This is a genomic window from Paraburkholderia sediminicola, assembly GCF_046030555.1.
Taxonomy (GTDB): Bacteria; Pseudomonadota; Gammaproteobacteria; order Burkholderiales; family Burkholderiaceae; genus Paraburkholderia; species Paraburkholderia sediminicola_E.
In genome coordinates this window covers 1-23,241 of sequence record NZ_JAQQCH010000005.1, presented here as the reverse complement: position 1 = coordinate 23,241, position 23,241 = coordinate 1, and the positions used below count along the sequence as shown (strand labels likewise).

Here is a 23,241-nt window from a genome sequence, read left to right as displayed (position 1 = left end):
TAGTACGTTGAGCCGGTTGGTTGTAAAAAAGCCCACAGTGCATGCTGTGGGCTTTTTTCATTTGCGGACTATCGCACTGCGGGGCGCAATCTCGTACGTCGAGCCTCATGAGTCCGTGTCCGGCATGCGTTGTTCAGCCAGGATGTCTTCGAGCGTGCGCCCGTGACCGTGCGCGACAAACTTGAGGTCGTAGCCGGCAGCTTCGAGCAGACGCACGAGCACGGACACACTCATATCGTTTTTGGCTAGCGTTTCCATACGTGCGACGGTAGTGCGAGCCGCGCCCGCGCGGTGGGCCAATTCCTCTTGCGACAGGCGGCTTTCGCGCCGAACGGCCCTCAGCATGTCCGATACGTCAGCGAGATTAGTCATTTGTAGCCCCAGAGCATCAAATTTTCAAATGTAAGCCCTTGTTGTAGCCCATGAGGCACAAATTGTTTTTTCGTTTTGTATCTCATGGGCTACATTTTTCTCAAATTTACTTAACCCCGACTGACAAACAAAAAAGCGGGCTTCCCGCTTACGCGACAAGCCCGCTTCATGCTGCTTTGCCAAGCCGGGCAACACACCCGGCCAGCGCATTACTTCACTGCACCGCCTTGGAACCACGCGGCGATCTTCATCCGCTCGTCGTCGGTCATGTGCGTGACGTTGCCCAGCGGCATCGCCTTCAACGTCACCGCTTGCTGATAGATCCGCTGCGCATTCTGCGAGATCTCGTCCGGCGTATCCAGCAACACGCCGGCCGGAGCACTGCCCATCAGCGTCGGATGGGCGGAGTGACATGCCGCACAGCGCTGTTGCAGCACGGGCGCGATATCGGCCACCTTGATGCTCGGCGCATTCGCAGCCTGTGCTTGCGGCACGACCGGCTTCGGCATCGTCGAGAAGAGGGCGGCGAACATCAGCACAATACCCACCAGCGGCAAGTACCACAGCACCTGGCCACGGTGACGCATCACGAAGAACTGGCGAATCAGCGCGCCGGCCAGCATGATCATCAGGAGCACGACCCAGTTGTACTGATTCGTGTACGTCATCGCGTAGTGGTTCGACAGCATCGCGAACACCACCGGCAGCGTGAAATACGTGTTGTGCACCGAGCGTTGCTTACCGCGCTTGCCGTAGATCGGGTTCGGCGTTTCGCCCTTGAGCATCGCGGCAACCATTTTGCGCTGGCCCGGGATGATCACGAAGAACACGTTCGCCGACATGATCGTTGCCAGCATCGCGCCCATGATCAGGTAAGCCGCGCGGCCGGCGAAGATATGGCACGCGAGGTACGCCGCGATCACCACATAAATGCCGACGCAGATGCCGAGTACCTTGTCTTTGTTGCCGAGCAGACGGCACAGCGAGTCGTAGACGATCCAGCCTGCCGCGAGGAAGCCGAGCGCCGAAGCAACCGCGACCACCGGACCCATGTCGAGCACGTTCTTGTCGATCAGGTATGTGGACGGCGCGAGCAGATACAGCACCGTGAAGAGGCTCGCGCCCGACAGCCACGTGGTGTACGACGGCCACTTGGACCAGTGCAGATCGTCCGGCATTTCCGGCGGCGCGACGGTGTACTTCTGCATATTGTAGAAGCCGCCGCCGTGCACGTGCCACAACTCGCCGAACACGCCACGCTTGCGCTGGTTCGGGTCCGTAGGCGGCTTCAGGCTGTTGTCGAGTGCGACGAAATAGAACGATTCGCCGATCCAGGCGATGGCGACGATGACGTGAAACCAGCGCAATGCCAGGTTCAGCCAGTCAGTGATAAAGCCTTCCATGAAACTCCTCCACTTCTGATTCGTTGTACGCGCAACGACGCTGGTGCCTTGATCGCGCCTTCGGGGACCCGCCTGACGGGTCGTCGGCATGCATGGCGTCGCTGCACAGACTGCGGGGTGAAAGACGCGGTGCGTTCAGTTCGCACGCGTCGTTTTTTCTTGGAACGTCAGGTCGAGTCGCTCGCGTTCGATTGCGCTTCGCGGGTGTCTCCAAGGATCCGCACAGTGCAATCGGGCGCGCTCGGAACTACAACGCGACTTCAACCTCGTCTTCCTCCAACGCCTATCGATAAACGCTCCGTGCGCTCAGTTGCCCACTTAACTGCCCCGATAGGTGCTGTACGACCACGGCGATACCAGCAGCGGCACGTGATAGTGCGCACTGGCGTCGGCCACGCCGAAGCGCAACACGACTCGATCGACAAAACGCGGCTCCGGCACTTTCGTACCGATCGATGCAAAGTAATCGCCGGCGCCGAACACGAGTTCGTATTCGCCGGCGACCAATGCGTCGCCTTCGAGCAGCGGCTGGTCGCAGCGGCCGTCGTCATTGGTGGTGGTGGTTTTGAGCGCGCGGCGGGTGTCGCCGGAGAGCGCAAAGAGTTCGACTTTGATGCCCGCGCCGGGACGGCCGTTCGCGGTGTCGAGCACGTGGGTAGTGAGCTTTCCCATTCGCAATTTTCCTTATGTGAATGCGAGGTTTCGGCGGCGGCCCGATCCAGAATACGTTGCGGCGGATCGAGGCTCCACGTCAGTGGCTACATACCCGTCGGCGAATTGAAGCGAGCGCCGTGGCAGCCATTGTAAAAAGGATGTTCATGTCAGCGCGCGCGAGATAGGAAAGATAATACCTGGCGCATGACAGACAGCCTGCTGAAAGCCGTAATGAGTCGATTCGTTCGACTATTGCCGTGCAATTCGATCGTACCGGCGCCAAAAAAGGCCCACTATATCGGCAGCGTGAGGTTGGGTATCGCATTGGCGCGAGTTGTCAGCATTATTTTGGCCATCGAAGGTTACACCTGTGCGCTGCAGCAAACATGAGTGAAGCGCGGCACACCCCGAAGACGGCGGAAACACGCTGGGTAACCGGGCCAACGGCGTTCGACGGGACGCGGCGGCACGGTTGGCGTGCCGTCACATCGCGTTCGAACGGCTTTGCACGGAAGCAATGAAGCGGAGAAACGAATGACGATGGAGCAGGCGGCTATCAAGCCGAAGAAAACGATGTTGGTGAAGCACGCTGACGTGCTGGTCACGATGGACGGCGCCCGGCGCGAACTGCGCGACGGCGGTCTGTATATCGAGGACAACCGCATTGTCGCGGTCGGACCGACCGCCGAATTGCCGCAAACGGCCGACGAAGTGCTGGACATGCGCGGCCATCTGGTGATTCCAGGGCTGGTGAACACGCACCACCACATGTATCAGAGCCTGACGCGCGCGATTCCGGCTGCGCAGAACGCCGAACTGTTCGGCTGGCTGACCAGCCTCTACAAGGTGTGGGCGAACCTCACACCGGAGATGATCGAAGTCTCTACCTTGACGGCGATGGCCGAGCTGTTGCTGTCCGGTTGCACGACTTCGAGCGACCATTTGTATATCTACCCGAACGGCAGCCGCCTCGACGACAGCATCGTCGCCGCGCAGCGGATCGGCTTGCGGTTTCACGCAGCGCGCGGCAGCATGAGCGTGGGGCAGAAAGATGGCGGTTTGCCGCCGGATTCAGTGGTCGAGCGTGAATCGGACATCCTGAAGGACACGCAGCGCCTGATCGAGACGTACAACGACGAAGCGCGTTACGCCATGTTGCGCGTGGTGGTGGCGCCGTGCTCGCCGTTCTCGGTGAGCCGTGACCTGATGCGTGAATCGGCGGTGATGGCGCGGCATTACGGCGTGTCGATGCACACGCACCTCGCGGAGAACGTCAACGACATCGCATACAGCCGCGAGAAGTTCGGCATGACGCCGGCCGAGTATGCGGAAGACCTCGGCTGGGTCGGTCACGATGTATGGCACGCGCACTGTGTGCAACTCGACGACGCGGGCATCGAGCTGTTCGCCCGCACCGGCACCGGCGTCGCGCATTGCCCGTGTTCGAACATGCGGCTCGCCTCGGGGATTGCGCCGGTCAAGCGGATGCGACTGGCCGGCGTGCCGGTGGGCCTGGGCGTCGACGGTTCGGCGTCGAACGACGGCGCGCAGATGGTCGCGGAGGTGCGCCAGGCGCTGTTGTTGCAGCGGGTCGGCTTCGGGCCGGACGCGATGACCGCGCGCGAAGCGCTGGAGATTGCGACGCTGGGTGGCGCGAAGGTGCTCAATCGCGACGACATCGGCGCATTGGCGCCGGGCATGGCGGCGGACTTCGTATCGTTCGATCTGCGTCAGCCGCTGTTTGCGGGCGCATTGCACGATCCGGTCGCGGCATTGGTGTTCTGCGCGCCGTCGCAGGTGAGCCATAGCGTGATCGGCGGCAAGGTGGTGGTGAAGAATGGTCAGTTGACGACGCTGGAACTCGGACCGGTCATTGAGCAGCACAATCGCCTCGCCAGGACGCTTTACGAAGCGGCGGCGTAGCGTTGCCGTAACGACGGAATAGGGACGGAATAAGGACAGAGCAGAAGAAGCCGGTCTGCCGGCATCCACAAAGACTGGATGCCGGCAGACCGCAGCACAAAGATCAAGGCTTTTCGATCAACGTCTTGGTTGCTTCGGCAACCAGACTGCGCAGCCAGCGCACTTCGTCAGAGTAATGCACGCGTTCGTGCCACAGCTGGTAGTACTGCATCGGCGGGAAGTCGAGCGGTGCGGGCACCACGGTCAGCGGCAGGAACTTGGCGTAGTAGTCGGCAAACAGGCGCGTGGTCGTGAAGATCAGATCGGACTTGATCAGGACGTAGGGCGCCAGATTGAAGTACGGCAACGTAACGACCACATGACGTTTTAACCGCTCGCGCGCGAGATGCACGTCGATCGCGCCGCGTTGGCCCACCGAGTAAGGAGTAGGCGCAAGATGCGGGGCATTCAGATATTGGTCGAGCGTCAACCCGCCGCGTTTGGCGAACGGATGCGCGTTACTCATCAGGCAGACGATCTGATCGACGAACAGATTCGACAGGTGCAACTGCTCCGGCGGCTCGGGCCAGTTGCCGACCACGGTGTCGAGCTTACCGTCCTCGAGCGCGAGTTCGTAGTCGAACGCCGGCCCGAGCGAGTGAAATTCGAGTGTCGCGTTCGGCGCGGCCTGACGAAAGCGTTCGACAACCGTTGGCACGAACAGCACGTTCAGGTAGTCCGGGCAGCCGATCCGATAGCAGCGGATCGAGGTCGCCGGGTCGAAGTTGTGCTGCTGGAACTTGATGCGTTCGATCTCGCGCAGCGCGTTTTGTACCGGTTCGAGCAGGCGCAGGCCGTACTCGGTCGGCACCATGCCGGATTTGCCACGCACCAGCAGCGGGTCGCCGGTGATGTCGCGCAAACGGCGCAGGGCCGCGCTAATGGCGGGTTGCGATTGATTCAGTTTGACGGCCGCGCGCGTCACGCTGCGTTCCATCAATAGGGTGTGCAAGACGCGTAATAGGTACGTATCGATCGCCTCGCGTTGCTGGCTCATGACTTCTCCGAAATATATGTTCTGGCTGATCGAACGGGCGTGGGTATATATGACTTTTAATATGAACACAAAGCCACGTCAAGAGTGGGATACCCGCAGAGCACGCTGCGGCGGGGGTTTGCGGGAATTTTGACGGCTCGACTGAGCGAGTCGAATTAGGTATTGTCATCCGGTTGTGGTGACGGATCGTCGGCTGACAGGGCGGACGAACGCGCTGTAACCGGCAGTCTCTGACGTACTACGGAATCACATGAGCGACTCTTCTTATAGCGACGGCGCCGCCGCGCAGCCGGCAAACAGGCCGGAACAGGCGGCGCCCCGGTTGATGCTTCAGGGCATCACCAAACAATATCCGGCCGTGCGTGCCAACGACGACGTCACGTTGATCGTCGCGCCGGGTGAAATCCATGCCGTGCTCGGCGAAAACGGCGCCGGCAAAAGCACGCTGATGAAAATCATCTACGGTGCGGTACGGCCGGACGCCGGTGAGATTCGCTGGGAAGGCCAACCCGTGGAGATTGGTAGCCCGGCGGCCGCGCGCAAGCTTGGCATCGGCATGGTGTTCCAGCATTTTTCGCTGTTCGAGACGCTCACGGTCGGCGAAAACATCGCGCTCGCGCTCGACGAACCGTTCGATCTGAAGACGCTTGCGAAGCGTATCCGCGAGGTTTCCGCCGACTACGGCCTCGACATCGACCCGCAACGTCACGTGCATAGCCTGACGGTGGGCGAGCGGCAACGCGTCGAAATCGTACGCTGCCTGCTGCAGAACCCGCGTCTGCTAATCATGGACGAACCGACTTCGGTGCTCACGCCGCAAGCGGTCCGCAAGCTCTTCGCGACGCTGCGGCGTCTCGCGGCAGAAGGTTGCAGCATCCTCTACATTAGCCACAAGCTCGACGAAATCCAGGAGCTGTGCGACACCGCCACGGTGATGCGCGGTGGCCGCGTGACCGGTCACGTGACGCCGAAAGAAGAAACGCATGCGTCGCTCGCGCAGTTGATGGTCGGCCATTCGCTGCCGGATTACACCCGCCGTGAACACAAGCCGGGGGACGTGCTGCTCGACGTGAAGCAGTTGTCGGTGGAGAGCGACGACCCGTTCGGCACCTCGCTCGACAATGTGTCGTTCGGCGTGCATGCCGGTGAGATCTTTGGCATCGCGGGCGTGTCGGGCAACGGGCAGGCCGAATTGCTCTCTGCACTCTCGGGCGAAAAGCGCGGCACGCGCGCCGACGCCGTCGCGATCTGCGGCAAGGCGGCGGGCCGTCTCGGTGCTGGCGGCCGGCGCGCGCTCGGTTTCGGTTTTGTGCCGGAAGAGCGCCTGGGCCGCGGCGCGGTGCCCGCAATGACGCTGTCGGAAAACGCGCTGCTCACGGCACATCGTCAGCAGATGGTGAATTCCGGCTGGATCAAGGCGGGCGTGATGCGTGCCTTCGCCAAGCGGTGTATCGAAGCCTTCGACGTCCGTTGCGGTGGCGCTGAAGCATTGGCGCAAAGTCTCTCCGGCGGCAATCTGCAGAAATACATCATGGGTCGCGAGATTTTGCAGGCACCCAAGGTGCTGGTGGTCGCGCAGCCGACCTGGGGCGTCGACGTCGGCGCGGCGGCTTTCATTCGTCAGCAGTTGCTCGACCTGTCCGCAAGCGGCGTGGCGATTCTGGTGATCTCAGAAGAGCTGGAAGAATTGTTCGACATCTGCGATCGCATCGCGGTGCTCGCAGGTGGCAGACTCTCGCCGGTGCGCGCCACGGGGGCGACCAACGCCGAGGAAATCGGCCGCTGGATGGCGGGCCTGTTCGGCGACCGCGAGGGTGCGGCGCCGTCGGCGGAACAGCCGGCGCATGCCTGATCAGATCGAGGCGCGATCGGTTAGCTGATCGACGCTAAAGCACCATAAACACCAGAACCAGACATAAGCACCCACATAAGCACACGCTCCCATGATTCTTCCGTATCGACTCGAAGCACGCACGACGCCCTCGCGCACGATGCAGCTTGCCGTGCCGCTGATCGCCGCGTTGCTCACGCTCGCGATCGGCTTCCTGATCTTCAGCCTGGTCGGCCGTGATCCGCTCGAAGCCATGCACGCGTTTTTTATCGAACCGCTTGCCAGCGTGAACGGCTGGTCCGAACTGCTGCTGAAGGCTTCGCCGTTGTGCCTGATCGGCCTTGGCCTCGCGATCGGCTATCGCGCCAACGTCTGGAACATCGGCGCTGAAGGGCAGATGCTGCTCGGCGGCATCGCCGCCAGCGGTGTCGCGATCTACTTCGATCAGGCGACCGGCTGGTGGATTCTGCCGACCATGATGATCGCCGGCGTGCTCGGCGGCATGGCGTGGGCTGCGATTCCCGCGCTGCTGAAAAGCCGCTTCAACACCAACGAGATTCTCGTCAGCCTGATGCTCACGTATGTGGCCACGCAGTTGCTGATCTATCTGGTGAGCGGCCCGTGGCGCGATCCGCAGGGCATGAACTTTCCGCTCTCGGAGATGTTCAGCGGCGACGCGCTGTACCCGACATTTTCCGGCGACTGGCACTGGAAATGGCTGCGCGGTACACGGCTGAACGCATCGGTATTCGTGACCTTGATCGCGATTCCGTGCGTGTGGCTCTTCATGCGCAAGAGCTTCGCGGGCTACCGGATGAACGTCGGCGGTCTCGCGCCGCTCGCCGCGCGCTACGCCGGTTTCTCCGACAAGAAAACCATCTGGACGTCGCTCCTGATCAGCGGCGGCCTTGCGGGCCTCGCCGGCATGGGCGAGATCGCCGGTCCGGTCGGCCAGTTGCAGGCGACATGGTCGCCGGGCTACGGCTTCACCGCGATCATCGTCGTGTTCGTGGGACGGCTGCATCCGGTCGGTATCGTGCTCGCGAGCCTGCTGATGGCGCTGCTGTACCTCGGCGGCGAAGCGGTGCAGACCTCGATGCAATTGCCACAGGCGCTCTCCGGCGTGTTCCAGGGGCTGTTGCTGTTCTGCCTGCTGGGTGCCGACCTCTTCGTGAACTATCGCGTGCGCCGGCGCTCAGTCGCCGCGCAAGCCCACTGATTTTCCCGCCGGATCTCCATGGATATTCAACAAGCCAGCGCGCTCACCTCGAGCGCCGTCTCCGCCGCGATCCCGCTGATGTTCGCGGGCGCGGGCGAACTCGTCACCGAGAAGTCGGGGGTGCTCAACCTCGGCGTCGAAGGCATGATGCTGATGGGCGCCGTGACCGGCTATGCGGTCACCGCCATTACCGGCAACCCGTGGCTCGGCGTGGTCGCCGCGATCGGCGCGGGCCTCGCGATGTCGATGCTGTTCGCGTTCCTCACGCTGACCATGCTCGCCAACCAGGTCGCCACCGGTCTCTCGCTGACGATCTTCGGCATCGGCTTGTCGGCCTATGTCGGCAAGCCGTACACGTCGGCGGCAGTGCGCGCCACGATCGACACGTGGACCATTCCGGGGCTCTCGAAGATTCCGGTGCTCGGCCCCGCGTTTTTCAGCCTCACGCCGCTCGATTACCTCGCGTTCCTGATGTTCGCGGTGATCTGGTGGTTCCTGTACCGCACGCGTGCGGGCCTCGTGCTGCGCTCGGTCGGTGAATCGCCGCAAGTGGCGCACTCGGTCGGCTTTCCAGTGGTCGGCGTGCGTTACGGCGCGGTGGCCTTCGGCGGCGGCATGGCGGGGCTCGCCGGCGGTTATTACTCGATCGTCAACCTGCACTTGTGGCAGGAGCAACTCACTTCGGGCCGCGGCTGGATCGCGCTCGCGCTGGTGGTGTTCGCGACATGGCGCCCGGGCCGTCTCCTGATCGGCGCGCTGCTGTTCGGCGCCGTGACCGGCCTGCAGTTTTACGCGCAGGCCATCGGCGTGCCGGTGCCGACGCAATTTCTCGCGATGCTGCCGTATGTCGCGACCATCGTCGTGCTCGTACTGATTTCGCGCAACCCGAACACAATTCGTCTGAATGCACCCGCATCGCTTGGCAAGCCGTTTTTCTCGGCGGGCTGACGCGGTTGTATCGAGCAGAGTATTCGCACGTGACCGACCACACGTTTCAAATCTTTCGATAAACACGACAGGAGAAAACATGAAGAGAAGAAATCTGCTGACCGCTTTCGCTTGGGGCGCCGCCTCACTGGCGCTTGCCGCGCCGCTCGCGCAAACCGCGCAGGCGGCCGACGCACCGGGCGTTGCGTTTGTCTACCTCGGCAATCCTGGCGATGCCGGCTGGACCTTCGCGCACGATCAGGGCTCGAAGGAAGCCGAAGCGAAGTTCGGCAACAAGATCAAGATCACCCGCATCGAGAACGTGCCGGAATCGGCCGACTCGGAACGTGTGTTCCGCGATCTGGCGAACAAGGGCAACAAGATCATCATCGGTTCGAGCTTCGGCTATCAGGACTTCGAGCTGAAGGTCGCGAAAGACTTCCCCGATACGGTGTTCCTGCATGCAACCGGCTACAAGAAGGCGCCGAACTTCGGCACCTATGACGTGCGCATGTACCAGGGCGCGTATCTGGCCGGCGTCGCCGCGGGCTATGTGACGAAGACCAACACGCTCGGCTTTGTCGCGTCGGTGCCGATTCCTGAAGTGATCCGCAACATCAACGCGTACACGCTCGGCGCGCGTTCGGTGAACCCGAAGATTCACACCAAAGTCATCTGGATCAACAGCTGGTTCGATCCGGGCAAGGAAAAGCAGGCTGCTGAAACGCTGATCGGGCAGGGCGCTGACGTGCTGCTGCAAAACACCGATTCGAGCGCGACGCTCGCGACCGCGTCGGAAAAGCACGTGCATGCGTTCGGCTGGGACTCGGACATGAAGAAGTTTGGTCCTGAGGCGCATCTCGGGTCGGTGGTCGCGCACTGGGGTGTGTATTACAACGCGGCTATCCAGCAGGTGCTGGACGGCAAGTGGAAAAACGATCCGGTGTGGTGGGGCATTCCGCAGAAGGCCGTCAATCTTGAAGACCTGAACACGTCGGCGATTTCGGCCGATGCGCAAAAGCAGGTGGCGGCGAAGCGCGACGAGCTGGCAGGCGGCAAGTGGGACGTGTTCACCGGTCCGATCAAGGATCAGTCCGGCGCGGTGAAGGTGCCGGCAGGCAAGACGCTGACCGATCCGGAACTGCAACGCCTGAACTGGTATGTGGAAGGCGTGGACGGTTCGCTGCCGAAGTAATCCGGCTTTTCGCGGTTATCGCGAGCGAGTCGTGTAGCGATTGGCGCGGTTACGAATGACCGGGTCGCGAATGACCGGGTCACGAATGATCGGGTCGCGAATGACCGGTCGCGAATGACCGGGTCACGAATGACCGGGTCACGAATGATCGAGTAATGATCGGCGGGGTTGCCGTCGACCAGACGGCGATCCCAGCAACCGCTGCATAAAAAAGCTGCGTCCGTACTGGACGCGGCTTTTTTTGCTTCAGATGATGTGTTGAATATGTTTCGGGCGAAGCCTTAGTCGATGCGCAGGCCGACCTTGATGGTCACCTGCCAGTAGGCGACCTTGTCGTTTTCGATCTGGCCCCGTGTTTCAGTCACTTCGAACCAGTGCAAATTGCGCAGCGTCTTCGACGCTTTTTTAATCGCGGTGCTGATTGCATCGTCGATCGATTTGGTCGATGAGCCGGTCAGTTCGATCTGCTTATAGACGTGTTCTGACATGGACTTCCTCCTTTGATCTTCGTTGGTGTGCGAAAAGTATAGGCAATGGAATGCGGCCGGCATCGCCGGATGAGTGAGCCATCCCGCACATCGCGTGCCCGATATGCCGCGGTGAGGCGAGGCCGTTATGATGTCCGCGCAACTCAATCTGAAACCTGACGAGGCTTGAAAGTGGAAATTGGTTTTTGCGGTCCCGGTCTGATGGGCGCGCCGATGATCCGGCATCTGCTGCGCGCGGGGCATACCGTGCATGTCTGGAATCGCACACGGGCCAAGGCAGAAGCGTTGTTGGCGGACGGGGCCAAGGTGGTCGACACACCGGGCGAACTGGCTTCGCGATGCGAGGCGGTGCTGCTGTGCGTCGCGGATGCTGCGGCGGTTGAAGAAACGGTGTTCGGTGCAGAGGGACTGCTGAGTGTGGATGCCGCTACATCGGGACGCGTACGCTGGATCGTCGATCACTCGAGCATTCCGCCGGCTGCGACGCGCGCGTTCGCGCGGCGTGCGGCGGCAGTGGCTACCGTTGCGGCGGACGGTACGATTGCGGCGACGGGCGAGGGTGGGCGAGAGCGGCGGCCTGAGGGCACAGGCACAGGCACAGGCACAGGCACAGGCACAGGCACAGGCACAGGCACAGGCACAGGCACAGGCACAGGCACAGGCACAGGCACAGGCACAGGCACCACAAACGTCGGCTGGATCGACGCCCCCGTATCCGGTGGCGTAGCGGGCGCGACCGCAGGGACGCTCGCGATCATGGCAGGCGGCGCGGCAGCGGACGTCGAGGCAGTCGCGCCGCTCCTCGGCGCGTATTCAGCGCGCGTCACGCATATGGGCGAGGTCGGTGCGGGGCAGACCACCAAGCTCTGCAATCAGACCATCGTCACTGCGACCGTGGCGGCGATCGCCGAGGCAGTGAGTCTTGCGCAACGCAGCGGCATCGACGCCTCCAAACTGACAGAAGGCCTTGCCGGCGGCTGGGCGGATTCCGTCCTGCTGCAGATTTTCGTGCCACGCATGACGCAAAGCGGCCTCGCGCCGATCGGCGCATTCCGCACATTTCAGAAGGACGTCGATACGATCGCCGCGACGGCGTACGAAACCGGCACGCCGATGCCGGTTTCATCCACAGTCCAGCAGTTGCTGCGACTTGGTGCGGCGATGGGGCTGGCCGAGGCCGATCTGTCGGCCTTTATCGACGTTTTGCAGACGCCGCGCGACGGCTGGAAGGCGCCCGGAGCATGTTAGCCACAGATGGGAACGGCGTGTGACCCAGCATGAAGGCGGCGTCAAAACGCCGGAGCACGGCGCGTGCGTGGGTTGAATTCACGATAACCTGCTAAAATATTAGGTTGTTCGCCGATATCACATTCAAAGGACGTGTCGTGCTGTCTACCGCCAATATCACCATGCAATTCGGGCCAAAGCCCCTCTTCGAGAATATCTCGGTCAAATTCGGGGGAGGGAACCGCTATGGCCTGATTGGTGCGAACGGCTGCGGCAAGTCCACCTTCATGAAGATCCTGGGTAGCGATCTGGAACCGAGCTCCGGCAACGTGATGCTCGAACCGAATGTCCGCCTCGGCAAGCTGCGCCAGGATCAGTTCGCGTACGAAGACGTGCGCGTGCTTGACGTCGTGATGATGGGCCACGCCGAAATGTGGGCCGCGATGACCGAGCGCGACGCGATCTACGCGAACCCCGACGCGACTGACGACGACTACATGCACGCCGCCGAACTCGAAGCGAAGTTCGCCGAGTACGACGGCTACACCGCCGAAGCGCGCGCGGGCGAGCTGCTGCTCGGCATCGGCATCGCGATCGAAGACCACAATGGCCCGATGAGCAACGTTGCACCGGGCTGGAAACTGCGCGTGCTGCTCGCGCAGGCGCTGTTCTCGAAGCCGGACGTGCTGCTGCTGGACGAGCCGACCAACAATCTGGACATCAACTCGATCCGTTGGCTGGAAGACGTGCTCAACCAGTACAACTCGACGATGATCATCATCTCGCACGATCGTCACTTTTTGAACCAGGTCTGCACGCACATGGCCGACATGGACTTCGGCACGCTGAAGGTCTATCCGGGCAATTACGACGACTATATGCTGGCCAGCACGCAGGCGCGCGAGCGTCAGCAGAACGCCAACGCCAAGGCGAAGGAACGCGTCGCCGACCTGCAGGACTTCGTGCGCCGCTTCTCGGCGAACAAGTCGAAGGCGCGTCAAGCTACCAGCCGTATGAAGATGATCGACAAGATCAAGATCGAGGAATTCAAGCCGTCGTCGCGGCAGAATCCGTTCATCCGCTTCGAATACGAGAAGAAGCTGCATAACATCGCCGTGGTGGCGGACAAGATCTCGAAGAAGTACGAGCGCTCGATCTTCAACGATTTCAGCATCAGCGTGCAGCCAGGCGAGCGTATCGCGATCATCGGCGAGAACGGCGCGGGCAAGACCACGCTGCTGCGCTCGCTGCTCGGCAAGCTTGCGCTCGATCACGGCACGGTGAAGTGGGCCGAAAACGCGAACATCGGTTACATGCCTCAGGATACGTACGAAGAGTTTCCGGACGACCTCACGCTGATGGAGTGGATTGACGGCTACCGCCAGGAAGGCGACGACGAACAGATGGTGCGCGGCACCCTCGGCCGTCTGCTGTTCAATGCCGACGACATCCGCAAGTCGGTCAAGGTGCTCTCCGGTGGCGAGAAAGGTCGCATGATCTGGGGCAAGCTGATGCTGGGCCGCCACAACGTGCTGCTGATGGACGAGCCGACCAACCACATGGACATGGAGTCGATCGAATCGCTGCAGATCGCGCTCGACAAGTTCGAAGGCACGCTGATCTTTGTGTCGCACGACCGCGAGTTTGTGAGTGGTCTCGCGAACCGGGTCATCGAAGTGAAGACCAACGGTACGCTGAACGACTTCGGCGGCAACTATGAAGACTTCTTGCTGAGCCAGGGCGTGCAGTAAGCGTTCCTCGCTTCACGGTGTCGCGTCAAGCAAAGCCCGCTTCTTCGAAGCGGGCTTTTTTCATGGGCCGCGACTTAAGCACCTGCTCTGGTTTGTCCGTTTGCCACCGTGATTGAGCTGCTCCTGACCGGCGCGACGCGACCCGCTGTCGCAGGGCGATGGGTGTTCTCGCCTGGTTGATGCGGGTCAACGTGAAGCCTGGCGAGACCTTCGACAATCCCCGCACGCAAACAAACACTCGGGGAAGCACATGAAGCAATCGTTCAGGAACAGGATCAGGACCGCCGCCATCGCCGCGTGCCTGCTAGGCGCGGGCACGCTGGCTCCGCAGGCGCAGGCTGCCGGCGACGACTCAATGAGCGGCATACACGCCGGCGACGTACTGGTGCGTCTGCGCGCAATCAGCATCATGCCGAACGTGGGGACCAACCAGTCGTTGTCGGCGCTCAACGTAGGCGTCAACAACGCCATCGTGCCGGAACTGGATCTGACCTACATGATCCGCGACTACCTCGGCGTCGAGCTGATTCTCGGCACGTCGCGCCATCAATTGACGTCGAGCCTCGGCAGTCTTGGTGGCGTGAATGTGTTACCGCCCACGCTGCTGCTGCAATACCACTTCAACCACGCGGGGCGTATCCGTCCGTACGTCGGGGCGGGTTTGAACTACACGTTGTTCTACAACAACGGCCTGAACGCGGGTGGTCAGCCGATCTCGATCACCAACCACAGCTTTGGCCCCGCGTTGCAGGCCGGCGTGGACGTGCAGGTGACCAAGTCGCTGTTCGTCAACGCGGACATCAAGAAGATCTGGATGCACACCGACGCAACGCTCGGTGGTCAGTCGCTCGGTCGGCTGAATATCGATCCGGTGGTGGTCGGTTTGGGTGTCGGTATGCGGTTCTGATTTCCGTGCTCGAGAAATAGCGTTCGCAACGAAAAACGCCGGAATGTCCGGCGTTTTTTATTGCAATTCCGATCGGGAAAGCGGGAAAGGGTTCTCCGGCAGCAGGGGCGATACGGGCGGCCGCGCAGCCGTGAGACTACAGCTTGGCGTTCTTGAAACGCATGGCGGTGCCATCCTGCTCGATGCGTACCCACACGGCACGCTTTTCCTCGTCGCTCAGGAACACCCAGTTGGACACTTCGGTGGCGGTGCGGCCGCAGCCTTTGCAGACCTCGTCGAAAAGCGTGGAACAGACGCCGATACACGGGCTGTCGGGAAGATCGTGGAGATTCGAAGCCATCGGAAACCTTGGGGCAGAGAGGCGAAGTTTCGCTATGTTAACCGATGCGACGATCGCGCCTCGGCGTCGCGCTCGTCGTGGCATGGATGCATGGTCGGTTGGCAGTATCCGTCGGCGCCTTCGCCCCGATCCGAATCCGTTCCCTCAGCGCGCAATGCTGTACCCGATTCGCGCCATCCAGTGTTGCCGGTTGTTGTAGTCGAGCAGGTCCTCGCCATAACCGTTGAAGTACCCCACCCAGATATAGCCGCCCCATTTGCTGCCGAGCAGTCTGGCGAGCGGATAGGTGAATTGCGAATCGATGCTGCCGTACCAGTGCTTGGTGCCTTTGCGCAGTGTGGTCGCGAGTTGCCAGCCGTCCGGGCTGCCATATTTGACCAGCAGATCGACATAGCCCCGATAGTCGGCGATATCGGGATTGTTGCTCGTGCCGAGGTAGTAATAGATTTTTGGCGAGACGGTCAGATGATTGCCCGTCAGATCGCCGAATTCCCATGTCGGGCGGATAAAGGGCATGTTGATGCTGCGTGAGTCCGTGCCCGCCTTGCCATTCGATTCATGCGCGATGCCCGCCGCAAAACCCATACGCGTGAAAAACGGGCTGTGCCATCCCGTGTCGGGCACGTAGTAGAACAACTGCGGCGAATAGGTTGTATCGCGGAACGGCCGCGAATCGGCGGACAGATCCCAGATCGAGGTCTGCGTATAAGCGAAATACAGGTTGTCGAGGAAAGCCTTCGAGCGCAGGTCGTCCGGCATCAGGATGCGATATTTGAAGCTCAATTGCAGCCGCGCGTTCGTGTCGCCATTGTGGCCGACAGCGAAGTACATCGGCTCGTAGTAGGAGACGTGCGAGAGCACACCGCGCCCGGTCGTGGAGAGTGAGTCACCGGGAGGCGACATCGCGTCGCCCGTCGGGCCGTCGACTGCCGCGGCCGTTTCAGCGGCCTGTGCCGGTGTGCCTGCCTGGCTTTCCGCCTGTTCTGCCTGGGCGACGGCGTCCTGCTGCGGCCCGCGATTGATCGCGATGAGCGCCGGCGACGCGTCGAAGCCCACCGGATCGATGCGCACTTCACCGCGTGCCGACCGCGGCCAGGGCGCCGAGAAACGCACTTTGCGGAACTGACCCGGCCGCAGATGCAGTGTTTCGGGGACGCCCGGTTCGCGCTGCAGGTCGAGCGGCTGCGGCGACTGTTCGGCGCCGTTCACGGTTACGCGAATGGTCGGCGGGACGGTGATGGTGAGGGCCCTGGCGTCGTCGGCGGAATAGAGCAGCGTGATTTGCAGCGGCTCGTTGGCCGCGGCGACGCGCGCGGGTTGCAGCATCGCGACCGTCGCACGGGCCTCGCCGGGAAAGGTGGCGAGGGCTGCAATGGCGACGAGCGTGGACAGGAGCGTGGCGCATGAAATGCGCGGGAGGGTGTGGTGACTTTGAGGTGACGTGCGGGGGGCGGGGCGGGCAAGCGAAGCGTGAAAGCGCATGGGCTGTCGTCCAGAGAGCAGAAGCGCGAACGAGACGGCGCGGCAGGGGCGTCGAGTGACGACCTACACCGGCACGCGGGCTCGGACGCAGAAAGCAGCGCAAAAATGGCGCAAAACCGGCTCAAAGAGCCGCCAGAAAAACGGCAGAAAAAATCGCCTCAAAACGGCGCTCGTACTAAAACGGAAGCCACCGCGAACGAGGCGTCAAAAGCGGCACGGCGCCGCGAGCGGCGTCGCTTGTCGTCGGGAATGACTAAGAGAATACTTACAAACTGGCTTGATCCGCAAACTGAATGCAAGGAGCCGCCGGAAAATCGCGTCATCCGCCGAACGCCAATTGCCACAGCAGCGCGCCGTTGAGCATGACGATGAACGCAGCCGAGAGCCACGCCAGCACGAGCGGTACGCCGCGCACATGCCAGCCGCGCATCAGGCCGGCGTCCGACGTGTAGCGGATCAGCGGCACGACCGCGAGCGGCAATTGCAGGCTCAGCACCACCTGGCTTGCCACCAGCAGTTGATTGGAGCCGTGTTGGCCGAACAGTGCGACAGCAAGGAGCGCCGGCCCGATCGCCAGCGCCCGGGTGAGCAGCGCGCGCTTCCAGCGCGGCAGGCGCAGGCGCAGAAAGCCTTCCATCACCGCCTGGCCGGCCAGTGTGCCCGTGACGGTCGCGCTCAGGCCGCATGCGAGCAGCGCCGCCGCAAACAGGATGCCGGCCCAATGCGTGCCTACGAGTGGCGCGATCAGACGATGAGCGTCGGCAAGATCGGTGACGTCGCGATGGCCGCTCGCGTAGAAGACCGCCGCCGCTACGATCAGCAGCGCCGCGTTGATGACGAAGGCAAATGACAGCGAGCCGAAGGTGTCCAGATTCACGACGTGCAACGCGGTCTTGATCTGGGCGTCGCTGCCTTCCGGCGCATGGTGCTTGACGAGGGCGGAGTGCAGATACAGGTTGTGCGGCATCACCGTCGCACCGACGATACCCGCCGCCAGCCACACCATGCCGACGTTGCGCAGCAGGTCGAGGCTCGGCGCGGTGCCGGCCAGCGCGGCATGCCAGTCGGGCCGCGCCAGAGCCAGCTCGATCACGAAGCACAGCCCGACAAAGCCGATCAGCGTCGCGATCACCGCCTCGAGCTTGCGGCCGCCTTTCTGCTGGAGCGCCAGCAGCGCGAAGGTGCAGATGGCTGACATCAGCACGCCGACCGTCAGCGACACACCGAGCAGCAATTGCAATGCGACGGCGCTGCCGACCACCTCGGCGACGTCGCAGGCAATGATTGCGACCTCGCTGGTCAGCCACAGGAAGAGTGTGACGCGGTGGCTCGAGCGTTCGCGGCAGACCTGCGCCAGGTCACGGCCGGTCACGACGCCCAGCCGCGACGACAGCCACTGCAGCAGCATCGCCATCAGGCTCGCCAGCAGCACCATGCTCAACAACTGGTAACCGTAGCCCGCGCCGGCGCCGAGCGCTGTTGCCCAGTTGCCCGGATCGATATAGCCGACCGCGATCAACGCCCCGGCGCCGACGAATGAAAACCAGTGTGCCGGGCGTGCCGGCCCGCCTCCTGGCAGACGCCGGCGGCGGTTCGGTCGCAACGCGGACGGATTCGTGTTCATTGATGCCTGGAGGTTAAGACTGCGCACGCTCGCAAACGACGTGCCCGTAGCGAACCCGGCACGCGACGCAGTGAGGTCAAAGCACGCCTGCGTGATGCGCGCCACGCCGTCTTCGAGTCTTCAGAGCTATTGTGCACCGTGCCGCGACGGGTGGCCTACCCTCGGATCGAAGCTTAGCCGTACGGCATAAAATTCGCAGAAAACGGTCTCCCGCTCGCCTCTCGATGCGAACTGACTGTGGCAAGACCGGTGCAACTTGACAATGGGATAACAGCGACGCCGCCACTAGTGTTTTTTTTGGGTAGACACGCGCCGATAACCCGCTAAAATTGCGCCCATTTTGTAGCGGCACGGCTTACGCTGTACCGTTGGCGCGACAGCCCGGCATTTTTTTGGGTGCGCGCAATAATTAATGGTAGTTTTCGGGTTTTTCAGGGGAGCCGCGTGCGGTGTGCCGCGGCATGAGTGAAGGCGATCGGCTCGGACCGGTCTGGATCGGAGAACGGGATGAAAAGACGGGTAGTGGGGCAGGTGGCGGCGCTGGTCTTGTGCGCGACGCCGTGGTTGACGGCCGCTGCAAAAGACACGCAGCTGAACGTATATAACTGGTCCGATTACATCGCCAAGGACACCATTCCGAACTTCGCCAAGCAGACGGGTGTCCAGGTCAAATACGACAACTACGACAGCGACGACACGCTGCAAGCCAAGCTCCTCACCGGCAATTCCGGCTACGACATCGTCGTGCCGACCAGCAACTACGCCGGTAAGCAGATCGCCGCCGGCATCTTCGCGCCGCTCGACAAATCGAAGCTGCCGAACCTGAAGTACCTCGATCCCTCGCTGATGGCCCTCGTGGCGGGCGCCGATCCGGGCAACAAGTACACGGTACCCTGGGCATACGGCACGACTGGCCTCGGCTACAACGTCACCAAGGCGCAGCAGCTCCTCGGTAAGAACGTGCCGCTCGACAGTTGGGACGTCCTCTTCAAGCCGGAAAACATTTCGAAGCTGAAAGCCTGCGGCGTGTCCGTGCTCGACGCGCCAGACCAGATGTTCGCTGCCGCGCTGCATTACATCGGCAAGGATCCGATGAGCACGAACCCGGCCGACTACCGCGCCGCGCTCGAGATGATGAAGAAGATTCGTCCGTACATCACGCAGTTCAATTCGTCGGGCTACATCAACGATCTGGTCGGCGGCGACGTGTGCTTCGCGTACGGCTGGTCGGGTGACGTCGTGATCGCCAAGCATCGCACGGTGGAAGCGAAGAAGCCGTATAAGGTCGAGTACTACATTCCGAAGGGCGGTGCGCCGGTGTGGTTCGACGTGATGGCGATTCCGAAGGACGCGAAGAACAAGGAAGCCGCGCTCGAGTGGATCAACTACATCGAAACCCCGCAGGTTCACGCCGCGATTACCAACGCTGTTTACTACCCGAGCGCCAACCTCGAAGCGCGTAAGTATGTGGACAAGGACGTGGCGAACGATCCGGCCGTGTACCCGTCGCCTGAAGTCATCAAGACCCTGTTCCTGCTGAAGCCGCTGCCGCCGGAAATCCAGCGGCTGCAAACGCGGCTGTGGACTGAATTCAAGTCCGGCCGCTGATCCGCGGCCAGAGTGAACAGGTATGGTTCAACATGAAGCCCTCGGTGTCCACCGGGGGCTTTGTTCGTCAAACGCCGGAGTAAAGCATTGTGATGAGTAGTGACCAGTCGGGCGCGCTGGCAGGGGACGCGGTGCCGTCCCCGGGCCTGAACGTCGACGCGGACGACGCAGCAGAGAATTTCGTCCAGATCGTCGACATCGTGAAGAAGTTCGGCGAGACCGCAGCGGTCAAAGGGGTCAATCTGTCGGTGAAAAAGGGCGAGCTGTTCGCGCTGCTCGGCAGTTCCGGCTGCGGTAAATCGACCTTGTTGCGCATGCTGGCCGGCCTCGAATCGATCACGTCGGGCAAGATCCTGATCGACGGCGAAGACCTCGCGCAATTGCCGCCGTATCGCCGCCCGGTCAACATGATGTTCCAGTCGTACGCATTGTTTCCGCACATGACGGTCGAGGCCAACGTTGCCTTCGGCCTGAAGCAGGAGGGCGTGCCGAAGTCCGAACTGAAAGACCGCGTGCAGAACGCGCTCGATCTCGTGCAGATGGGCCGTTTTGCCAAGCGCAAGCCGCATCAGCTCTCCGGCGGTCAGCAGCAGCGTGTGGCGCTCGCGCGCTCGCTCGTCAAGCGGCCCAAGCTGTTGTTGCTCGACGAGCCGATGTCCGCGCTCGACAAGCAGATCCGTCAGCGCACGCAGATCGAACTGGTCAACATTCTCGACAGGGTCGGCGTGACCTGCATGATGGTGACGCACGACCAGGAAGAGGCCATGACCATGGCGGACCGCCTCGCGGTGATGAGTGAAGGCGAGATCATCCAGCTGGGCACGCCGCACGAAGTGTACGAATATCCGAACAGCCGCTTTTCGGCCGAATTCATCGGCTCGACCAATCTGTTCGACGGCAACGTCGTCGAAGACGAGCCCGATCACGTGTTCATCGAAACCCCCGACCTGCCGGTCCGTCTGTACGTGAGCCACGGCATTACCGGGCCGCTCGGCATGCCAGTGACGATCTCGGTGCGGCCCGAGCGCATCGCGCTCACGCGCAAGCCGCCTGAAGGCGCGTACAACTGGGGCAAGGGCGTCGTCACGAATATCGCTTACATGGGGGGCTATTCGCTGTATCACGTGAAGCTCGACGCGGGCAAAACGGTGATCGCCAACGTAACTAGCCTGGCGTTGACGGAGATCGATCCGCCCACCTGGGGCGACGAAGTGTATGTGCGCTGGAGCGCATCGGCCGGCGTGGTGCTGACGTCATGAAGCGCTCGATCAGTTCGCTCGCGTCGTGGCCGGTGCGCCGTTTCAACCTGACTGGCCGCACCGCGGTGGTGGCCGGCCCATTCATCTGGCTGCTGCTGTTTTTCCTGGTGCCGTTCCTGCTGGTCGTGAAGATCAGCTTCGCGGATTTGCAGCTTGGCATTCCGCCCTATACGGAACTCACCACGTTTACGGACGGTGTGATTCACGTTGCGTTGGACCTGTCGCATTACGCGTTTCTGTTGACGGACAGCCTGTACTTCGCGACTTATGTGAATTCGGTGGTGGTCGCGGGCATCTCCACGTTGCTGTGTTTGCTGATCGGTTATCCGATGGCGTACTACATTGCGCGATCGAATCCGGCGAGCCGTAATCTGCTGATGATGGCTGTGATGCTGCCGTTCTGGACGTCGTTTCTGATTCGCGTGTATGCATGGATCGGCATCCTGAAGAACAATGGCTTGCTGAACAACTTCCTGATGTCGATCGGGCTGATCCGTACGCCGATCGAGCTGTATCACACGAACACTGCGGTTTATATCGGCATGGTGTATTCGTATTTGCCGTTCCTCGTGATGCCGCTGTATGCGCATCTGGTGAAGATGGACATGACCTTGCTGGAAGCCGCCTACGACCTTGGCGCGAAGCCGTGGCGGGCGTTCTGGCAAATCACTTTACCGTTGTCGAAGAACGGCATCATTGCCGGTTGTTTGCTGGTGTTCATTCCGGCGGTAGGCGAGTACGTGATTCCGGAATTGCTGGGTGGCGCGAACACGCTGATGATTGGCCGCGTGATGTGGAATGAGTTCTTCGACAATGCCGATTGGCCGATGGCGTCTGCCGTGACGTGCGCGATGGTGTTGTTGTTATTGGTGCCGATGGCGTTTTTCCAGTACGCGCAGGCGAAGGCGATGGAGGAAAGGCGCTGATGAAACCGAACCGGATTTTGCAGTTCATTGCTTTGGGGATCGGTTTTCTGTTTCTCTACATTCCGATCGTGAGTCTGATTGTGTATTCGTTCAACGAATCGCAGCTGGTCACGGTTTGGACGCGGTTTTCCACGCGCTGGTATGCCGCGTTGTTGCAGGACGATGAGTTGATTGCGGCTGCGTGGCTGTCTTTGCGCGTGGCGTTGCTGACGGCGTTTGCGTCGGTGATTATCGGCACGTGGGCCGGGTTCGTTTTGGCCCGCATGGGGCGGTTTCGTGGCTTTACCCTCTACACCGGGATGATCAATGCGCCGCTGGTGATTCCCGAGGTGATTCAGGGGATCTCGTTGCTGCTGTTGTTCATCGAAATGGCCAAGTGGTTGGGATGGCCCGCCGGGCGTGGCATTTTCACGATCTGGATCGGGCACGTGATGCTGTGTATTTCTTATGTGGCGATCATCGTGCAGTCGCGTGTGAAGGAGTTGCATCCTTCGCTTGAAGAGGCTGCGCTTGATCTTGGGGCTACGCCGCTGAGGGTGTTTTTCTTCATCACGTTACCGTTGATTTCGCAGGCGCTGGTTTCTGGATGGTTGTTGTCGTTTACCTTGTCTATCGACGATCTGGTTTTGTCGGCGTTTTTGTCCGGGCCAGGGTCGACTACGCTGCCGCTGGTTGTTTTCTCTCGCGTTCGGCTTGGGTTGAATCCTGAGATGAATGCGCTGGCTACGTTGTTTATTGCTGTGGTTACTGTTGGTGTTGTGGCTGCTAATTATTTTATGCAGCGGGCTGAGAGGAAGAGGGCTGTTATGGCGGTTTAGGTTTTTTTGCTTGTGCGGCGATTTGGTTGCTTGCCTGCGGCGTTGGGCTTTACCTGAGCTGTTTGTCTCCTCGGCGCTTGTTCGTCTGATTGCCTGTGGTGTTGGCCTTTCCTTGAATTGTTATTGGTTTATTAGCGTCGCCCCTGTGCGGGGCAGGCACTTACTTTTCTTTGCCTGCTGCAAAGAAAAGTAAGCAAAAGAAAGCAGCGGCGGATTCAACCGGTCGTTGCAACACCCAGCGTTTCTGCCAG

General features: G+C 61.4%; 20 protein-coding genes. 12 read left to right on the top strand and 8 right to left on the bottom strand.

From position 1 onward, the window contains the following. Positions 1-105 precede the first annotated feature (105 nt). The 3 genes from PQQ52_RS09500 to uraH form a co-directional block, all read right to left on the bottom strand. On the bottom strand, positions 106-372 hold the full coding sequence (locus PQQ52_RS09500) for a helix-turn-helix domain-containing protein (RefSeq protein ID WP_408209655.1): 267 nt from the start codon (positions 370-372) through the stop codon (positions 106-108). A gap of 209 nt (positions 373-581) precedes the next feature. Then, entirely contained in the window at positions 582-1,775 is a 1,194-nt protein-coding gene (locus PQQ52_RS09495) for a urate hydroxylase PuuD (RefSeq protein ID WP_408209652.1), read from the bottom strand. 318 nt (positions 1,776-2,093) lie between these two features. After that, positions 2,094-2,447 (bottom strand): hydroxyisourate hydrolase, encoded by a 354-nt coding sequence (uraH, locus tag PQQ52_RS09490; RefSeq protein ID WP_408209649.1) that lies wholly within the window; start codon positions 2,445-2,447, stop codon positions 2,094-2,096. A 516-nt stretch (positions 2,448-2,963) separates the two neighbouring features. Between uraH and PQQ52_RS09485 the strand changes: the two genes are divergently transcribed. Beyond that, positions 2,964-4,352 (top strand): 8-oxoguanine deaminase, encoded by a 1,389-nt coding sequence (locus PQQ52_RS09485; protein WP_408209646.1) that lies wholly within the window; start codon positions 2,964-2,966, stop codon positions 4,350-4,352. A 103-nt stretch (positions 4,353-4,455) separates the two neighbouring features. Here PQQ52_RS09485 and PQQ52_RS09480 read toward each other — a convergent pair whose 3' ends face one another. Beyond that, on the bottom strand, positions 4,456-5,388 hold the full coding sequence (locus PQQ52_RS09480) for a LysR substrate-binding domain-containing protein (protein ID WP_408209643.1): 933 nt from the start codon (positions 5,386-5,388) through the stop codon (positions 4,456-4,458). A 250-nt stretch (positions 5,389-5,638) separates the two neighbouring features. Between PQQ52_RS09480 and PQQ52_RS09475 the strand changes: the two genes are divergently transcribed. The 4 genes from PQQ52_RS09475 to PQQ52_RS09460 all read left to right on the top strand — a co-directional run bounded on the left by PQQ52_RS09475 (position 5,639) and on the right by PQQ52_RS09460 (position 10,560). Then, positions 5,639-7,240, top strand: a complete 1,602-nt coding sequence (locus PQQ52_RS09475) for an ABC transporter ATP-binding protein (protein ID WP_408209641.1) — start codon at positions 5,639-5,641, stop codon at positions 7,238-7,240. 91 nt (positions 7,241-7,331) lie between these two features. Continuing rightward, complete coding sequence (locus PQQ52_RS09470; protein WP_408209639.1) at positions 7,332-8,438, top strand: ABC transporter permease; 1,107 nt, start codon at positions 7,332-7,334, stop codon at positions 8,436-8,438. An 18-nt stretch (positions 8,439-8,456) separates the two neighbouring features. Beyond that, a complete protein-coding gene (locus PQQ52_RS09465) occupies positions 8,457-9,386 on the top strand; it encodes an ABC transporter permease (RefSeq protein ID WP_408209637.1) in 930 nt (309 codons plus the stop codon). 79 nt (positions 9,387-9,465) lie between these two features. Beyond that, positions 9,466-10,560 carry a BMP family ABC transporter substrate-binding protein gene (locus PQQ52_RS09460; RefSeq protein WP_408209634.1) on the top strand — a complete coding sequence of 365 codons (1,095 nt, stop codon included), beginning with the start codon at positions 9,466-9,468 and terminating at the stop codon, positions 10,558-10,560. Positions 10,561-10,841: 281 nt separating this feature from the next. Here the strand turns inward: PQQ52_RS09460 and PQQ52_RS09455 are convergent, their stop codons facing one another. Next, entirely contained in the window at positions 10,842-11,048 is a 207-nt protein-coding gene (locus PQQ52_RS09455; RefSeq protein WP_054035325.1) for a dodecin, read from the bottom strand. A 201-nt stretch (positions 11,049-11,249) separates the two neighbouring features. Here PQQ52_RS09455 and PQQ52_RS09450 point away from each other — a divergent pair, with 201 nt between their 5' ends. The 3 genes from PQQ52_RS09450 to PQQ52_RS09440 all read left to right on the top strand — a co-directional run bounded on the left by PQQ52_RS09450 (position 11,250) and on the right by PQQ52_RS09440 (position 14,933). Then, positions 11,250-12,296, top strand: coding sequence for an NAD(P)-dependent oxidoreductase (locus PQQ52_RS09450; RefSeq protein WP_408210315.1), 1,047 nt, complete (start codon positions 11,250-11,252; stop codon positions 12,294-12,296). 137 nt (positions 12,297-12,433) lie between these two features. Then, entirely contained in the window at positions 12,434-14,026 is a 1,593-nt protein-coding gene (locus tag PQQ52_RS09445) for an ABC-F family ATPase (protein WP_408209631.1), read from the top strand. Between the two features lie 250 nt (positions 14,027-14,276). Then, positions 14,277-14,933 carry an OmpW/AlkL family protein gene (locus PQQ52_RS09440; RefSeq protein WP_408209628.1) on the top strand — a complete coding sequence of 219 codons (657 nt, stop codon included), beginning with the start codon at positions 14,277-14,279 and terminating at the stop codon, positions 14,931-14,933. A 136-nt stretch (positions 14,934-15,069) separates the two neighbouring features. On the opposite strand, the gene PQQ52_RS09435 is transcribed toward PQQ52_RS09440, so the two are convergent. From PQQ52_RS09435 to PQQ52_RS09425, 3 genes are all read right to left on the bottom strand, one after another. Then, positions 15,070-15,273: a DUF1289 domain-containing protein gene (locus tag PQQ52_RS09435; RefSeq protein WP_408209625.1), complete on the bottom strand. Its 204-nt coding sequence runs from the start codon at positions 15,271-15,273 to the stop codon at positions 15,070-15,072. A 144-nt stretch (positions 15,274-15,417) separates the two neighbouring features. After that, complete coding sequence (locus PQQ52_RS09430) at positions 15,418-16,755, bottom strand: phospholipase A (protein WP_408209622.1); 1,338 nt, start codon at positions 16,753-16,755, stop codon at positions 15,418-15,420. Positions 16,756-17,074: 319 nt separating this feature from the next. Further along, the gene (locus tag PQQ52_RS09425) at positions 17,075-18,379 is read right to left on the bottom strand and encodes an Nramp family divalent metal transporter (RefSeq protein WP_408209619.1); all 1,305 of its coding nucleotides are present in this window, start codon (positions 18,377-18,379) and stop codon (positions 17,075-17,077) included. A 507-nt stretch (positions 18,380-18,886) separates the two neighbouring features. Here PQQ52_RS09425 and PQQ52_RS09420 point away from each other — a divergent pair. The 4 genes from PQQ52_RS09420 to PQQ52_RS09405 all read left to right on the top strand — a co-directional run bounded on the left by PQQ52_RS09420 (position 18,887) and on the right by PQQ52_RS09405 (position 22,990). Continuing rightward, complete coding sequence (locus PQQ52_RS09420) at positions 18,887-19,987, top strand: polyamine ABC transporter substrate-binding protein (protein ID WP_408209617.1); 1,101 nt, start codon at positions 18,887-18,889, stop codon at positions 19,985-19,987. A gap of 92 nt (positions 19,988-20,079) precedes the next feature. Then, the gene (locus PQQ52_RS09415) at positions 20,080-21,246 is read left to right on the top strand and encodes an ABC transporter ATP-binding protein (protein ID WP_408209614.1); all 1,167 of its coding nucleotides are present in this window, start codon (positions 20,080-20,082) and stop codon (positions 21,244-21,246) included. Beyond that, positions 21,243-22,172, top strand: a complete 930-nt coding sequence (locus PQQ52_RS09410; protein WP_408209611.1) for an ABC transporter permease subunit — start codon at positions 21,243-21,245, stop codon at positions 22,170-22,172. Before PQQ52_RS09415 ends, PQQ52_RS09410 begins: the two co-directional genes overlap by 4 nt. Continuing rightward, positions 22,172-22,990 carry an ABC transporter permease subunit gene (locus PQQ52_RS09405; RefSeq protein ID WP_201081981.1) on the top strand — a complete coding sequence of 273 codons (819 nt, stop codon included), beginning with the start codon at positions 22,172-22,174 and terminating at the stop codon, positions 22,988-22,990. The genes PQQ52_RS09410 and PQQ52_RS09405 overlap by 1 nt, the downstream gene beginning before the upstream one ends. The last annotated feature ends 251 nt before the right edge of the window (positions 22,991-23,241 follow it).

Coding starts and splice junctions, on each gene's coding strand:
- PQQ52_RS09475 (WP_408209641.1), top strand. CDS start 5,639: ATGAGCGACTCTTCTTATAGCGACGGCGCCGCCGCGCAGCCGGCAAAC.
- PQQ52_RS09450 (WP_408210315.1), top strand. CDS start 11,250: ATGGGCGCGCCGATGATCCGGCATCTGCTGCGCGCGGGGCATACCGTG.
- PQQ52_RS09435 (WP_408209625.1), bottom strand. CDS start 15,273: ATGGCTTCGAATCTCCACGATCTTCCCGACAGCCCGTGTATCGGCGTC.
- PQQ52_RS09455 (WP_054035325.1), bottom strand. CDS start 11,048: ATGTCAGAACACGTCTATAAGCAGATCGAACTGACCGGCTCATCGACC.
- PQQ52_RS09410 (WP_408209611.1), top strand. CDS start 21,243: ATGAAGCGCTCGATCAGTTCGCTCGCGTCGTGGCCGGTGCGCCGTTTC.
- PQQ52_RS09425 (WP_408209619.1), bottom strand. CDS start 18,379: ATGAACACGAATCCGTCCGCGTTGCGACCGAACCGCCGCCGGCGTCTG.
- PQQ52_RS09485 (WP_408209646.1), top strand. CDS start 2,964: ATGACGATGGAGCAGGCGGCTATCAAGCCGAAGAAAACGATGTTGGTG.
- PQQ52_RS09500 (WP_408209655.1), bottom strand. CDS start 372: ATGACTAATCTCGCTGACGTATCGGACATGCTGAGGGCCGTTCGGCGC.
- PQQ52_RS09480 (WP_408209643.1), bottom strand. CDS start 5,388: ATGAGCCAGCAACGCGAGGCGATCGATACGTACCTATTACGCGTCTTG.
- PQQ52_RS09470 (WP_408209639.1), top strand. CDS start 7,332: ATGATTCTTCCGTATCGACTCGAAGCACGCACGACGCCCTCGCGCACG.
- PQQ52_RS09460 (WP_408209634.1), top strand. CDS start 9,466: ATGAAGAGAAGAAATCTGCTGACCGCTTTCGCTTGGGGCGCCGCCTCA.
- uraH (WP_408209649.1), bottom strand. CDS start 2,447: ATGGGAAAGCTCACTACCCACGTGCTCGACACCGCGAACGGCCGTCCC.
- PQQ52_RS09415 (WP_408209614.1), top strand. CDS start 20,080: ATGAGTAGTGACCAGTCGGGCGCGCTGGCAGGGGACGCGGTGCCGTCC.
- PQQ52_RS09405 (WP_201081981.1), top strand. CDS start 22,172: ATGAAACCGAACCGGATTTTGCAGTTCATTGCTTTGGGGATCGGTTTT.
- PQQ52_RS09440 (WP_408209628.1), top strand. CDS start 14,277: ATGAAGCAATCGTTCAGGAACAGGATCAGGACCGCCGCCATCGCCGCG.
- PQQ52_RS09430 (WP_408209622.1), bottom strand. CDS start 16,755: ATGCGCTTTCACGCTTCGCTTGCCCGCCCCGCCCCCCGCACGTCACCT.
- PQQ52_RS09495 (WP_408209652.1), bottom strand. CDS start 1,775: ATGGAAGGCTTTATCACTGACTGGCTGAACCTGGCATTGCGCTGGTTT.
- PQQ52_RS09420 (WP_408209617.1), top strand. CDS start 18,887: ATGAAAAGACGGGTAGTGGGGCAGGTGGCGGCGCTGGTCTTGTGCGCG.
- PQQ52_RS09465 (WP_408209637.1), top strand. CDS start 8,457: ATGGATATTCAACAAGCCAGCGCGCTCACCTCGAGCGCCGTCTCCGCC.